This is a genomic window from Pseudomonas kribbensis (genome assembly GCF_003352185.1).
Lineage (GTDB): Bacteria > Pseudomonadota > Gammaproteobacteria > Pseudomonadales > Pseudomonadaceae > Aquipseudomonas > Aquipseudomonas kribbensis.
The window spans coordinates 4,273,665-4,287,847 of the sequence record NZ_CP029608.1; the positions used below are offsets into that span (position 1 = coordinate 4,273,665).

The window sequence follows — 14,183 nt, forward strand, 5'->3', positions numbered from 1 at the left end:
AAAGACCTGCATGTGCAGGTCTTTTTTTTGCCTTCCGATCAACCGGACTTCTTGCGAATCCAGTACAGATAGGTACCGGCTTCTTCGTGCTGCCCCACCAGTTCATGGTCGAGAAACACGCAGAACTTGGGGATGTCGCGGCGGGTCGACGGGTCGGTGGCGATCACCTTGAGCAGGCCGCCGGGCACCAGGTCACGGATGTGCTGGTGCAGCATCATCACCGGCTCCGGGCAGTTGAGGCCCGTGGCGTCGAGGGTGCCGTCGACCGGCGTATTGATCATTTCACTCATGATTCACTCCTGAAACTGGCCGGCATTGTCGCCCAATGCCGGGTGTTCGGTCACCTGTCGCGCGCTCAGCGGGCTTTGGCTTTCTTCACGTCATGACGGCGCAAATGGCAAGTCACTTCCTCGCGGTCGTGATACAGCTGCTTGCAGCCGATGTCGACCTTGATCCCGCGGGCCTTGAAACCATCGGCGATGCGCTCCAGCAGACGCTTCACTTCGGCGTATCGCTGCTTCATCGGCAACTTGAGGTTGACCACCGCTTCCCGGCAATGGCCCTCGCCGATCCACTCTTCGAGCATCGCGGCGTTGCGCGCCGGCTTCTCGACGATGTCGCAGACCATCCAGTCCACCGGCTGCTTGGGCTTGAAGGTAAAACCGTCGGCCATCAAGTGCTGTACCAGACCAGTGTCCATGAGGCTTTCGGCCATCGGGCCGTTGTCGATGGCCGTCACCAGCATGCCGCGATTGACCAGTTGCCAGGTCCAGCCGCCCGGCGCCGCGCCGAGGTCGACACCGGTCATGTCGCTGTGCAGGCGCTCGTCCCACTGATCCCGGGGGATAAAGTGGTGCCAGGCTTCTTCCAGCTTCAGGGTCGAACGGCTCGGCGCCTCACGCGGAAATTTCAGGCGCGGAATGCCCATTGGCCACATCGCCGAATTACCGGCATCGGCCAGGCCGAGGAACACTTCACGGCCGCTCTTGAAGGTCAGCAGCAGACGCGGCTTGTCGGCGTCGTCCACCAGTTTGCCGGCACCGGTCAGCGCCTTGCGCAGCGGGCCTTCGAACTTCTTGCAGAAATTCGACAGTTCCTTGCCGTCATTGGTGTCGACGACTTCCAGCCACAGGCTGCCGCACACCGGGAATTCGGCCATGTGCGCGAGGATCACGCTGATGCGGTCGGTTTCCGGCAGATCGATGAAAACCCCGCGAGCCCATTGGCGCGGGAAGATCAGCTCGGCGAAACGCTGGCCACGCATCAGGCGCTCGGCGCCGTCTTCTTCGGTGCAGACGAACTCGGCGCAAGCGGTCGCCGGTTTGGCCTTGGCGTAGCCGGCCACGTTCAGTTGGGCGGCGAGGTCGGAAATCTCCGAGCAGACTTCGCCTTCGAAGCCCGGCCGGCAATGCATGAATAGGGTGTTCATTCTTACTCCTGGGCAGAGGGCGGTCATTCATCCCCTGCGCGATGTCCAGGCTTGCGTCAAAGCAAAGCCTGTCACGAAAACCGGCGCATGATAGCCGATGTCGGAACCTTGGACTTGCCCATAGAGTCCAGTTATTAGCCAGCTACTGAAAACAGGGCTACGTTGATAGCTCTGCCCGTCCCCTCAGTCCGTAGCCGTGCGGACTCAAAGGAGTGATCGTAATGCCGTCCCTCGATAGTCTGAAATCCCTTAAAACCCTGAAAGTCGACGACAAGACTTACCACTATTTCAGCTTGCCGGATGCCGCCAAGACCTTGGGCGATCTCGACAAGCTGCCCATGTCGCTGAAAGTCCTGCTGGAAAACCTGCTGCGCTGGGAAGATGAAAAAACTGTCACCGGCGCCGACCTCAAGGCGATTGCCGCGTGGCTCAAGGAGCGTCGCTCCGACCGGGAAATCCAGTACCGCCCTGCCCGCGTGCTGATGCAGGACTTTACCGGCGTACCGGCCGTGGTCGATCTGGCCGCAATGCGCGCCGCCATGGCCAAGGCGGGCGGCGATCCGCAGCGAATCAACCCGCTGTCGCCGGTGGATCTGGTGATCGACCACTCGGTGATGGTCGACAAGTTCGCCAGCGCCAGCGCATTCGAACAGAACGTCGACATCGAAATGCAGCGCAACGGCGAACGCTATGCCTTCCTGCGCTGGGGCCAGAGCGCCTTCGACAACTTCAGCGTGGTACCGCCGGGCACCGGGATCTGCCACCAGGTCAACCTCGAATACCTCGGACGCACGGTGTGGACCAAGGACGAAGACGGCCGCACCTATGCCTTCCCCGATACGCTGGTCGGCACCGACTCCCACACCACCATGATCAACGGCCTCGGCGTACTCGGCTGGGGCGTCGGCGGTATCGAAGCCGAAGCGGCGATGCTCGGGCAACCGGTATCGATGCTGATTCCTGAGGTGATCGGTTTCAAACTCACCGGCAAGCTCAAGGAAGGCATCACCGCCACCGACCTGGTGCTGACCGTGACCCAGATGCTGCGCAAGAAAGGCGTGGTCGGCAAATTCGTCGAGTTCTACGGTGACGGCCTCGCCGACCTGCCGCTGGCCGACCGCGCGACCATCGCCAACATGGCCCCGGAATATGGCGCGACCTGCGGTTTCTTCCCGGTCGATGACGTGACGCTGGAATACCTGCGCCTGTCCGGTCGCCCCACTGAAGTGGTGAAACTGGTCGAGGCCTACACCAAGGCTCAGGGCCTGTGGCGCCTGCCCGGTCAGGAACCGGTGTTCACCGATAGCCTGGCGCTGGACATGGGCAGCGTCGAAGCCAGCCTCGCCGGGCCGAAGCGCCCGCAGGATCGCGTCTCGCTGCCGAATGTCGGCCAGGCGTTCAGCGACTTCCTCGACTTGCAGTTCAAACCCGTCAGCAAGGACGAAGGGCGTCTGGAAAGCGAGGGCGGCGGCGGTGTCGCGGTGGGCAATGCCGATCTGGTCGGCGAAACCGATTATGAGTACGACGGCCACACCTATCGCTTGAAAAACGGTGCCGTGGTGATTGCCGCGATCACATCCTGCACCAACACTTCCAACCCGAGCGTGATGATGGCCGCCGGACTGCTGGCGAAAAAAGCCGTGGAGAAAGGCCTGACCCGTAAACCGTGGGTGAAGAGCTCACTGGCACCGGGCTCCAAAGTCGTCACTGACTATTACAAGGCTGCCGGACTGACTCAGTACCTCGATCAACTCGGTTTTTCATTGGTGGGCTATGGCTGCACCACTTGCATCGGCAACTCCGGGCCGCTGCCGGAGCCGATCGAAAAAGCCATTCAGAAAGCCGACCTGACCGTGGCGTCAGTGCTGTCCGGTAACCGCAATTTTGAAGGCCGGGTGCATCCACTGGTGAAAACCAACTGGCTGGCCTCACCACCGCTGGTCGTCGCCTACGCTCTGGCCGGCACCGTGCGCACGGACATCAGCAGCGAACCGCTGGGTGAGGACAAGCAAGGCAAACCGGTCTACCTGCGCGATATCTGGCCGAGCAGCAAGGAAATCGCCGACGCGGTGAATCAGGTCAACACGGCAATGTTCCACAAGGAATACGCCGAGGTGTTTGCCGGCGACGAACAGTGGCAAGCCATCGAAGTGCCGCAAGCCGCCACCTATGTCTGGCAAGACGATTCGACCTACATTCAGCATCCGCCGTTCTTCGATGACATTGCCGGGCCTTTGCCGGTGATCACCGACGTGAAAGGTGCGCGGGTGCTGGCACTGCTGGGCGATTCGGTGACCACTGACCACATCTCCCCCGCCGGCAATATCAAGGCTGACAGTCCGGCCGGGCGTTATCTGCGGGAAAAAGGTGTGGAGCCACGGGACTTCAACTCCTACGGCTCCCGCCGGGGTAACCATGAAGTGATGATGCGCGGCACGTTCGCCAACATCCGTATCCGCAATGAAATGCTCGGTGGCGAAGAAGGCGGCAATACGATCTACATTCCGACCGGTGAAAAACTGGCGATCTACGACGCGGCCATGCGTTATCAGGCCTCGGGCACACCGCTGGTGGTGATTGCCGGGCAAGAATACGGCACCGGTTCCAGCCGTGACTGGGCCGCCAAGGGCACCAACCTGCTGGGCGTGAAAGCGGTGATCGCCGAAAGCTTCGAGCGCATCCACCGTTCCAACCTGGTGGGCATGGGCGTGCTGCCGCTGCAGTTCAAGCTGGATCAGAACCGCAAGAGCCTGAACCTCACCGGCAAGGAAACCCTGGATATTCAGGGTTTGACCGGTGTCGAGCTGACGCCACGCATGAACCTGACGCTGGTGATCACCCGGGAAGACGGGCGTCAGGAGAAAATCGAAGTGCTGTGCCGCATCGATACCCTCAACGAGGTGGAGTACTTCAAGTCCGGCGGGATCCTGCATTACGTGTTGCGGCAGTTGATCGCCTCGTAAAACCCGCAGATGCAGAAACACCGCCAATCGGCGGTGTTTCTGTTTGAGGACGACACTTTTCTGCAGGCGAAAAAAAACCCGCCGAAGCGGGTTTTTCCCAAGACCATTATCGACTCCCTGTCGGCAGCGATCCTTGCATATGGTCGATCATCCATGATCCTGAAACACTCCCTGTGCTTCAGTTGATGAGGCTAGATTACGCTGTGGATCCAATCGGCAATAGTCGAAAAAGCTACCAGCGCGTGTAAGACATTCGCCATAGCACCCCTTCCGAAAACCCTTAGACGTGTCGGGCATTGAGTGCAGCAGCCGCCAGATTCGCGACTTTCAGCTGTCCGGCGGCGGCTTTTTGCTCGTCATCCTCCATGAACCACGCGGCAGACAGCCCGGCAAACGCCAGTACCCATTGCAGAAGGCGTTTTCGCTCAAGTCCCGCCGTTTCACAGATCACATCGACTTGCCGTTGAAAGCGTTCAGGATAGGCAGCCGTCGGCAGTTCCGGATTGCAGATCAGGTTGGCGTAGTCATAACCACGCTCGCCCCTCACCCGTTTCGGGTCAATGGCCAGCCAGCCGCGTGGTCCGAAATCCAGGACGTTGTCGTGGTGCATGTCGCCGTGCAGAACCACGATGTCCCGGGGCTCGGCGAGCAAGGTTTCAGCCATTTGCAGGCAGATAGAATATTGGCCGCCGTATCGGGTGGCGGCCACTCGCAGCGAGGCAAACCACGGCGCCAGCTCCACCAGTGTTGGTGGCTTCGCAGGGCGCGGTGCATGCAACCGCGCCAATGCCCGACACATGATCCGGGTGGCCTCGTCATCCTCGCCATTGAGCGCCATGTGCATCAACGAACGCCGGCCCATGGCCCGCTCCAGCAACAGGCCTTCCTCGTGATGAGCGAGCACCCGGGCGGCGCCATCGCCATCCCACCAGGTCATCAGCAAGTTGCCGTACTTTTCCTCGTCGTCCACCGCGACTTTCAGCATCGCCGGTACGTCGCCCTGACGCACCGGCAACAGCTTGCTGCCCGGCGTGATGATCGGAACGCCGTCGGGCACCAGTGCCCAACGCTTCAACCACGGATCAAACCATTCGCTGTCAGCCACCTTCACGCTCGCGTGCCCTGTCGGTCTCGGCCAGAAAGTGTTCGAGTCGACTCAATTGCTCCTCCCAGCCACGGCTATCCATGTAATACGCCTCTTTCTGACGCACATCGGGAATGTGCGCGAAACCTGATTCGGAGACCTTCAACAGCGTGCCGTTCTCGTAGTCCTGCAGCTCGAATTTGACCAGTGTGGTCGGTTCCTGGGAGTAGTCGATTTTCGGGTTCACCGCATACGGGTGCCAGCGGAAGGAAAACAACTGCTGGGGCTCGACCCGCTCCACCAGCACGTTCCAGAGCACATGTTCATAACCGGGGTACGTGACCTGCCCCTGCGTCCACTCGCCGGCGATAAACCGCCGGCCTTCCAGAGCCACGCCAAACCACTGGCCAAACGCCTCCGCATCGACCAGCGCACGCCAGACATGGGAGCGCGGCGAGCGGAGCATGATTTTACGTTCAAAGCTGTTGGGTACTGGTTTCATACGTCACCTCCTGTTTTGAACAGTAGGCTTGTATGACCACATGTCCAATGCGAAGTTGTATCAAACGACTGATCGAAATCCTCCTTCACCTGTCTACACTGCATATTTCTTCACCGCAAACAGCGAGAACCCCCATGTCCCCACGCCTGCTCCTGGCCCTGACGCCTTTTCTTTTCACTTCCGTTGCCCACGCTGCCGTGGACTGCGCTAATGCCAGCGATCAGGCGACGATGAATCAGTGTGCCGGGCAGGAATACAAGGCGGCAGACAAGGAGTTGAATGCTGTGTATCAGCAAATCACCGCGCGTTTGAAGGACAACGCCGAAGGCAAGAAACTATTGGTCAATGCGCAACGAGCGTGGATCGGGTTTCGGGATGCCGAGTGCAACTTTTCGGCGTCCGGGGTGGCAGGCGGGAGTGTTTATCCGTTGATTTACAGCAACTGCCTGACATCGGTGACCAAGGTGCGTACCGAGGCCCTGAAGCAGTATCTGAAGTGTGAGGAAGGTGATCTGAGTTGCCCGGTGCCGGGGGCCTGATTTTTCAGGGTCTTTGAAGGCCTCATCGCTGGCAAGCCAGCTCCCACAGGGGTTGTGTGCAGTTCACAAATCCCCTGTGGGAGCGAGCCTGCTCGCGATGGCGTCATCCCTGACGCCACCCATCAACGAACAAATATCTGCGCCGTAGTAATCGCCATATCCCCACCCGGCAACTTGATGCTGCCGGTCTGTTTCATGGTCTCGGCATCGAAGATCGCGACATCGTTGAACGTCCCGGCCAGGTAGATCTTGCTGCCTTCCTTGTTGAACGAAATGCAGTAGTAGGAATGGTCCAGCGTAGCTGCCTGGATCAGCTTCTTCTGCTTGATGTCGTACTTGGCCAGACGGTTGAGCACGCCGAACATCAGGTTCGGGTCCTTCGGTGAGCGCATGCCGCTGAAGTAGATTTCGGTCAGCGGACCGAAGTCGGTGGTTTCGGTCTTGCCGGTTTTCAGGTCGACGCTGAACAAGCCGTACAGGTATTCAGCGGTGGCCGGGTCCTGTTTCTTGTCCTTGAACTTCGCGGCTGTGTACAGCAGTGAAAAATCGTGGCGATAGGTCTGCTGGTTCCACACGTAGAGCACGTCCGGCGCGCTGTAGTTCGGGCGCTTCCAGTGACGGCTGGGGATCAGCACGTCGAACTTGCCGCTCTTCACATCGACCTTGTACACATCGGCGCCAGCCACATACAACGTGCCGTCATCGCCGCTCTGCATGATCGTCAACTGTCGTGGCGCCGGGAAGCTGCGCACCGGTTTGGCGTTCATTCCGGCGTCGGTGGCGTAGACGTCCAGCCGCGGCTGTTTGACCTCGTAATGGTCGTTGAGCATCAACGTCGGGTTGGCGATGGTGTACAGCTCTTTGCCGTCGTGGCTGACGGTGAAGGCGAACATCGACCGTGCCTTCTCGCCCGGCTGCTGGGTGATGCTGGCGTGGAACACCTGCTTGCAGCTGTCCAGCTCGACACCGTAAACGTCGGCGTAATGGTTGTTCAGCACGTAGGCGGTCTTGCGATCCGGCGACAGCTGCACGGTGCCGGGGCCGAAGGCATCGGGCATCTTGCAGGTCTTGTACAAGCTGTCGGTCGACAGGTCGATGACGTGCAGGTTGTTCGGGTAATTGGTGGTCAACATGTACTCGTGACCCTCTTGCAGCGCGGTGTTTTCATCGGCCAGAACCGGGAGCGAACAGACGCTCAGAACCGCGAGTGCGGCAAGGCCGCAGGCTTTGAAGTTGTGCATGCTGGAATCCTTCTTCTTATGGATCACTTGTCTTTCGGGAAGACAGTGCCGAGGTTGCGCCAGTTATCGTTGGACGCCTGGGCATCCTTGTTCCAGTCCGGGTAGGTGCTCATCATGTCCGGCACCTGGGCCGGCCACCAGCACGGGTCGGAGCAGCCATACAGGTCGGCTTCCATCGGCTGGCACAGCGACGACACCCCGCCGAACGCATCGATTTCCCAACCCGGGTCGGTGGTCGAGGCGCAGCCCGCGACCGAGCTCATCGCCACCACTTCTTCGATGCGGTTCTCGTCCGCGGCCTGATCCAGCTTCAACGCTTTGTTATTGATTGCCTTGAGATGTTTCATATCAGTGAGCCTTGCGCGGAGTGATGTAGCTGCTGATGAACGCAGGGTTGGCGGCCATGATCCGGGTGTAGACCTCGATGCCGAAGTCGACCCAGTCACGCATCAGTTCGCAGTAGTGATAAGTCGGGTGGGCCGGATCACCGTAGCGGGCATAGCTCTCGTGGTAACAGCCGCCGGAGCACAGGTTGCGGATCTGGCAGTCGTGGCAACCGGTGTTGGTGCGATCCAGGCGCTGGGACAGGAAATCGTTCAACTCGACCTGTTTCACCCCGCTGTGGACGTTGCCGAAAGTCGGCAGCGACGAGCCGGTAAAGCGATGGCACAGGTTCAATTCGCCCTTGTGATCGACCGCCAGCATCTTCAGCCCGGCACCGCACGGCAGGGCCTTTTTGTGGCCTTCATGAATATCGGTGATCAACTGATGCAGGTTGGAAAACCCGATGTTGCGGTGCTCCAGCGCCGCGTCCAGATAACGCCGACCCAGGCGTTTCATGCTGGCGAAGACTTCGATCAACTCGTCGTTGGTCAGGTTGAAACTGCTGATGTCGCCTGAGGTCACCGGGGCAAATCCGACTTCGGCAAACCCCAGCTCGTTGAACAGATGATCCCAGATGGTTTCAACGTCGGTGACGCCAGTGGTCAGGGTCACCCGCGCGCCGACCGGGCGACTGTTGTAGCGCGACAGCAGCATCTCGGCCTTGCGCCGTACCACGTCATAAGTGCCCTGCCCGCCCACAGTGATGCGGTTGCGGTCGTGCACGGTTTTCGGCCCGTCGATGCTCACTGACAGCCCGAAGCGGTGGGCATTCAGGTAGTCCACGGTTTCTTCGGTGAGCAGCGTGGCGTTGGTGGTCATCACGAACTCGACGAACTTGCCGGCCTCGGCAAAACGCTTTTCGCAGTAGTCGACCATGTACTCGATCAGCTTGCGGTTGCTCAGCGGTTCGCCGCCGAAAAACACCACGGTGAAACGTTCTTCATCGGGAGACTCACGCAGCAACATTTCCACCGAGGCGATGGCGGTTTCGACGTCCATCTTCTTGCCGGCGGACGGCTTGTCGAGGTCTTCCTTGTAGCAGTAGGTGCAGCTCAGGTTGCAGCCGGTGTTGACGTTGAGTACCACCGTGTTGATCGCGGTGCGCTCGACGCGTTTGACCGCGATGTCCGGGGTCAGCGGCGAGCCGTCGCTGACCAGTTCCAGCGAGATCAGCTCGCGCAGGGTCTCGTTGATTTCCTCTCCATTGAACCGCGCACCGAGGCGCTGGATCAGGTCTTCCGAGGAGCAGCCAGGGCCGCGCAACGCATCGATGATGGTGCCGGTCAGTTCATCGCTGGCGAACAGCGAACTGCTGGGGATGTGAAACAGCATGCGGTCGGCATCGACATGCACTTCGTGCAGGTTGCGTTCGACCAGATTCAAGATAGCGCCCATTGCAAACCTCCTGTGCAAGCCCCGCCTGACGGGACTTGCGGTCATTCCGAAAAGTGTCTGAATCGCTGTCGTCCAGAAAAACTCAAGGAATGGGTGGATTGTTCCAGCGTTGCACGGTGACGATCAGGTGGCCTTCGCCGGTCAGGGATTTCCCTGCATCGTCGACGGCGGCGATCACCTTGAGGTTGCCGGCATTGTTGGTGGACATCTTGCGTGCCGGATTCGGCCCGGCATCGCCCGGGGTGAACACGCCCGCGTCGGCCTGCATGGTGCCGGCGAACTTGACGTCTTCGTCCTCTTTGGCGCGCTCGTCGAAGGCTTCGACTTTCCATTGCGCCGGGAACACGCCGATGCGATACGGCTTGCCATCGGCGCCCTTGCCCCAGGCTTCGGCGTCGAAACGGCCCTGGACTTTTGGCGTCGAACCACCGCCCTCGCCGATCCGCGCCACCGAGAATTCCGGCACCACTTTGACCGAGGCAATCGTGCTGTACACCGACAGGCTCGGGCCTTTCAGGCTGCCGACGCTGACGGCGCGCACGCCCGGCTGGGCATTGGCGGCGGCTTTGACCTTGACCTTGATCCGCTCGGCGTTCTGCTCGACCACTTCGACTACATCCACACCTTTGCCGAAATTCGGCTTGCCGCTCAGACCGCTACCAACCAACGTTACTTCGGTTTCGCTGCCAGCCTTTACATATCCCGGCTGCACTGCCAGCAAACGCTGGGAGCCCTGTTTGGCAGCGACGAAGTCCAGACCCCGCTCATCGTGCTCGGCCTCGAACATTCGGCCCTGCATCGCGTTGCCTTGTGCAGCAAACACCTGACGCATCGTCACGCCATCGACGGTGACGTTGCCGCGCCATTCGTAGCCACTGTAGAGAATCGCACTGCCGTCGCCGTTGAAAGGGCTGCCATCGGCGTACTGACCTTTGACGGCAACCTTGAAGGTGTCACTGCCATCGGCGGTGACGCTCATGATGCCGGCCAGTTCACCCTTGCCCGGCAGGTGGCCGCTGAAACTCCAGTCGCCGACCAAGGCTTCGGCTTTCGGCGCGGTTTTGAGCCAGGCCTGCCATGCCGGGTTGTCCAGCGGATAACGCTTGGCCAGCAGCGGGACCATTTCCTTGCGGGCGATATCGAACCAGTCGCGATCACGGGCCAGTGCCTGATACTCCAGCGACGGCCATTGGCCGAGGTGGAAGTTCACCAGGCGCTCCCATTCCTGAGCCGGACGCCGTTGCAGGGCGATCCGCGCACCGGAGTGGCAGCGGCCGCACATCTGCGCGGTTTTCTCGTCGAACTGCTCGACGGTGTTCAACCGGCGTTCCAGCGCATAACGCACGCCATCGGTTTCGCTCGGCGCCAGGCCCTGGGTGTCGGCCAGGTATTTGACCAGTGTGCGACGGTCTTCATCGCTGATCTGCAAACCGTGCATGGTCTGCATGCGGGCAATGCTCATCAGCCAGCCTTCCGGAGTCTTGCGCTGGTGGCTGATGCGGCTCAGCTGGTCGCCGGCTTCAGGGGTGTGACAGCCCTGGCAGGTTTCCTTGAGGATGGTCTGGGCGTCACGGGCTGCCACGCTGTGGGGTGAATGCAGGGCCACGCAAGCGGCCACGGCCAGCAGGCTGGCGCTCATGCCTGATCGGAGTTTTCTCTTCATCAACGTCGAACCTCGCACGGTGCTTTCTTATTTTTGTGGCTTATCGTTTTTATGGTTTCTGCCGTTCGCGGCGATGCACGGACGGAGGCAAGCGAAACGTCTGAGGTGAGCAATACACGGAGCGTGCCAGCTTGCCGATAAGCTTTTCAATCAAGCAGTTACGCGCTCATCACGGTGTCGCGCCAATCTTTGCGTGGCCTCCCGGCGTCCAATTTCGCGACAGCTGTTGCAGTCTGAGACAAGCACAGTGCAGCGCCAAAAGCCCGGTTGCCGACGACTGACCGTCCGATATCAAAGTGCCTGCTACGCTTGCTGTTCGCACACTCCGTGCGTCACGCCTCTAACCACCGAAAACCTGAGGAATGGAATCATGGGATCACATGGACAGGGTCAAGGCTGCACCCATTGCGGCTGTGAAAACCCGATATGGAATACGCTCAGACACAACGTCGACCTTAAAGCCTTCGCAGGCAAGGTCGCCGGGCTGCTACCGGAACCCGGCAGCGAATCGTTGATCTTCACCGGCGGCACCATCTACCCCCTGATAAACGGCAACATGGATGAGCAGGTCGAAGCCCTGGGCATCCATGGCGGCGACGTGGTTGCGTCGGGCACCCTCGACCATGTGCAGGAGCGCATGAAGGCCAAGGGCATCAAGTACAAGATTCAATCGCTGGAGAAAAGAACCCTGCTGCCGGGGCTGGTCGAACCGCACGCTCACATCGTGCAGTCGTGCGTCATGAGCAACTGGCGGGACCTGGGGCCGATCGACGACTTCACGCAACAACTGCGCCCCCTCTACAACTGGGACTACCTGGTGAGGCTCATCAAAGATGACCTGCCCAAAGACAACAAGACCTGGATTCTCGGGCACATGGTCGATCCGGCCCTGATGCCACTGATCGTCGACAAGAACGGTCAAAAACAACTGACCCGCTTCTATTGCGACGCCAGTTTCGACCCGGCTCAGGACAACATCGGCAATCTGGACAGCATCGTCAGCAAAAGTCCGTTGCTGATGATGAGCGCCTCCATGCACACCGTTTACCTGAACACCGCCGCGACCAACGCCGTGTATGACCACCAGTGCAAAAAGGCCCCGGACTTCAAGAAGCAATACCCGACTGCCCAGGCGTTTGTGAACGCCACTCAAGGCGTCCTGCAGGAAGAGACTGGCGTCATGCTTGCCATCAGCGCGATTCCGCTCATACAGGCGCTCGATGTGGTGAACATCTTCAAATACATGAAGACGTACTTCGACAATGCGTCCAGCCGGGGCATCACGCTGCTGTACGACGCCATGGTGGATCCGGTATCCAAGGTGATTCTGGAAGCCTATGGCCTGACACATCCGCGTAATCTGCGCGTCGGGTATGCAGCGGCCTGTAATGGTGTGGACTTCAGCAAGATCGAAAAATACAAACCGGTGACCAAAGAAGCCGCACGACTTTTTTATCAAGGGTCCGTCAAGCTGATCTCCGATGGCTCGAATCAGGGCCTGACCGGCTACCAATCCCGGAAATACTGCTGCGATGCCACCTCCCCATATGGCAACTTCAACTTCGTCGACGCCGATGACAAAGAGCCAAAAACGCTGCCCGACACCTACGGAAAAACATTGAAGGAAGCCGTGAAAACCGGCTGGCCACTGATGATCCATGCCAACGGAGACCGAGCCATCGCGTTCACCTTGCAGGCTTACAAGGAGGCGTTGAACGGCCAGAGCGGCCTGGAAAAACGCCATCGCATCGAACACTGCTCAATGCTGAGCAATGACACGCTCGACCAAATGAAGGATCTGGGCATCTCTCCCAGCTTCCTGATCGGTCACGTCGGTTATTGGGGGTATGCGTTCGAACAGGCGATTTTCGAGGAACGGGCCAGCGAAATGCTAGACCTGTGCCAGGACGCCCTGGACAGAGGCTTGCGCATCTCGTTGCACAGCGATTGCACCGTCACCCCGCTGGGGCCATTGCGCTCAATGGAACAGGCCGTGACCCGCAAGATGGAAGGCATACGCGACAAGAACGGTACGTTTGTCAAAGACGCAGCCCGACAACCCGTACTCAACGAAGGGCAATGCCTGACCCGCCAGCAAGCGCTGAAAGCCATCACCTATGACGCTGCGTGGCAGTGCCATGCCGATGCCTTTACCGGTTCATTGCAGGACGGGCATTTCGCCGACTTCGTGATTCTCAAGGATAATCCCCTCGACGAAAAATACCCGGCCAGCGAAATCCGTAAAATCGTCGTCTGCGAAACCTGGAAAGGTGGGCACAAGGTCTACGACAACCCTGACGCCTGACCGATGATCGCTCGACCCTGCGGTAAACAGGCCGCAAGGTCGAGTTCCATTACTTAGCAGCCGTCTCCGGGACAGGCTTGTCAACCCGCTGTCCCGTTTCGATATCGCGGACTTCGAAATCCCACCGACCGTATCCGATCTTTCCATCAAGCCCATAGGTACGGCCCGCTGCAAGTTCCACGGTTCTTTCCACCGTCCCGGTGTAGCTCTGCTGGGAAAGTTCTCTGCGTACCTCGATGCGATGGATGCCCGGGCCGATGAAGTACTGGGACTGCCGGCTCAACCAGAACCAGGTGCCTTCACCATCGACCCTGACGATCGTTAACGCCGGGTTGATCTGATTGATCGTGGCGATATCCGAAACAGGCTTGCCCTCTGCACTTTCATGGGTGAAGTGGATGCATCCCGACAGCGTCAACCCCACCAGTAAAAGCGCCGCAGAACGTAAAATGTTGCCAACTCGCATCAATGCCCCCACAGGCCAATCAATAAAGCGGCATTAAATACGCTATCCCTTGGCGAAATACCACTTTGCCATCATTGATTGAAGTCCTGATGCTGCTTTCAGCCAGCGCCTCAGCCGCTGCAAATCAGTATCTTGAGTCTCAGCCGCTGTCGCGAATTGCGACAACCTGCAACTCCACCACGCCCCTCTTCCCCCCTCCATCCCCTTGCACG

General features: G+C 59.6%; 12 protein-coding genes. 3 read left to right on the forward strand and 9 right to left on the reverse strand.

Translation table 11 applies throughout. The features are described 5' to 3' along the window. Nucleotides 1–38: 38 nt before the first annotated feature. Nucleotides 39–290, reverse strand: a complete 252-nt coding sequence (tusA, locus tag DLD99_RS19435) for a sulfurtransferase TusA (RefSeq protein WP_011335204.1) — start codon at nt 288–290, stop codon at nt 39–41. A 65-nt stretch (nt 291–355) separates the two neighbouring features. Beyond that, nucleotides 356–1,429 (reverse strand): 23S rRNA (cytidine(2498)-2'-O)-methyltransferase RlmM, encoded by a 1,074-nt coding sequence (gene rlmM / locus DLD99_RS19440; protein ID WP_114884403.1) that lies wholly within the window; start codon nt 1,427–1,429, stop codon nt 356–358. Between the two features lie 221 nt (nt 1,430–1,650). Here rlmM and acnA point away from each other — a divergent pair, with 221 nt between their 5' ends. Beyond that, nucleotides 1,651–4,392, forward strand: coding sequence for an aconitate hydratase AcnA (acnA, locus tag DLD99_RS19445; protein ID WP_114884405.1), 2,742 nt, complete (start codon nt 1,651–1,653; stop codon nt 4,390–4,392). Nucleotides 4,393–4,672: 280 nt separating this feature from the next. Here acnA and DLD99_RS19450 read toward each other — a convergent pair whose 3' ends face one another. Together DLD99_RS19450 and DLD99_RS19455 are read right to left on the reverse strand one after the other, a co-directional pair. Then, nucleotides 4,673–5,497 (reverse strand): aminoglycoside phosphotransferase family protein, encoded by an 825-nt coding sequence (locus tag DLD99_RS19450; protein WP_114886750.1) that lies wholly within the window; start codon nt 5,495–5,497, stop codon nt 4,673–4,675. Beyond that, nucleotides 5,490–5,978, reverse strand: coding sequence for an SRPBCC family protein (locus tag DLD99_RS19455; protein WP_085713126.1), 489 nt, complete (start codon nt 5,976–5,978; stop codon nt 5,490–5,492). The genes DLD99_RS19450 and DLD99_RS19455 overlap by 8 nt, the downstream gene beginning before the upstream one ends. Nucleotides 5,979–6,112: 134 nt before the next feature. Between DLD99_RS19455 and DLD99_RS19460 the strand changes: the two genes are divergently transcribed. Then, nucleotides 6,113–6,517, forward strand: a complete 405-nt coding sequence (locus tag DLD99_RS19460) for a lysozyme inhibitor LprI family protein (RefSeq protein WP_114884407.1) — start codon at nt 6,113–6,115, stop codon at nt 6,515–6,517. Nucleotides 6,518–6,639: 122 nt separating this feature from the next. Here DLD99_RS19460 and peaD read toward each other — a convergent pair whose 3' ends face one another. The 4 genes from peaD to peaA all read right to left on the reverse strand — a co-directional run bounded on the left by peaD (nt 6,640) and on the right by peaA (nt 11,200). Beyond that, a complete protein-coding gene (peaD, locus tag DLD99_RS19465; RefSeq protein ID WP_114884409.1) occupies nt 6,640–7,758 on the reverse strand; it encodes a quinohemoprotein amine dehydrogenase subunit beta in 1,119 nt (372 codons plus the stop codon). A 23-nt stretch (nt 7,759–7,781) separates the two neighbouring features. Next, nucleotides 7,782–8,105, reverse strand: coding sequence for a quinohemoprotein amine dehydrogenase subunit gamma (gene qhpC / locus DLD99_RS19470; protein ID WP_008016081.1), 324 nt, complete (start codon nt 8,103–8,105; stop codon nt 7,782–7,784). A 1-nt stretch (nt 8,106) separates the two neighbouring features. Next, complete coding sequence (gene peaB / locus DLD99_RS19475) at nt 8,107–9,537, reverse strand: quinohemoprotein amine dehydrogenase maturation protein (RefSeq protein WP_114884411.1); 1,431 nt, start codon at nt 9,535–9,537, stop codon at nt 8,107–8,109. Between the two features lie 82 nt (nt 9,538–9,619). After that, nucleotides 9,620–11,200, reverse strand: a complete 1,581-nt coding sequence (gene peaA / locus DLD99_RS19480) for a quinohemoprotein amine dehydrogenase subunit alpha (protein ID WP_114884413.1) — start codon at nt 11,198–11,200, stop codon at nt 9,620–9,622. Nucleotides 11,201–11,570: 370 nt separating this feature from the next. On the opposite strand from peaA, the gene DLD99_RS19485 reads away from it, so the two are divergent. Next, nucleotides 11,571–13,505 carry an amidohydrolase gene (locus tag DLD99_RS19485; protein WP_114884415.1) on the forward strand — a complete coding sequence of 645 codons (1,935 nt, stop codon included), beginning with the start codon at nt 11,571–11,573 and terminating at the stop codon, nt 13,503–13,505. Nucleotides 13,506–13,554: 49 nt separating this feature from the next. Here DLD99_RS19485 and DLD99_RS19490 read toward each other — a convergent pair whose 3' ends face one another. Next, nucleotides 13,555–13,971: a hypothetical protein gene (locus tag DLD99_RS19490; RefSeq protein WP_162803501.1), complete on the reverse strand. Its 417-nt coding sequence runs from the start codon at nt 13,969–13,971 to the stop codon at nt 13,555–13,557. Between the last annotated feature and the right edge of the window lie 212 nt (nt 13,972–14,183).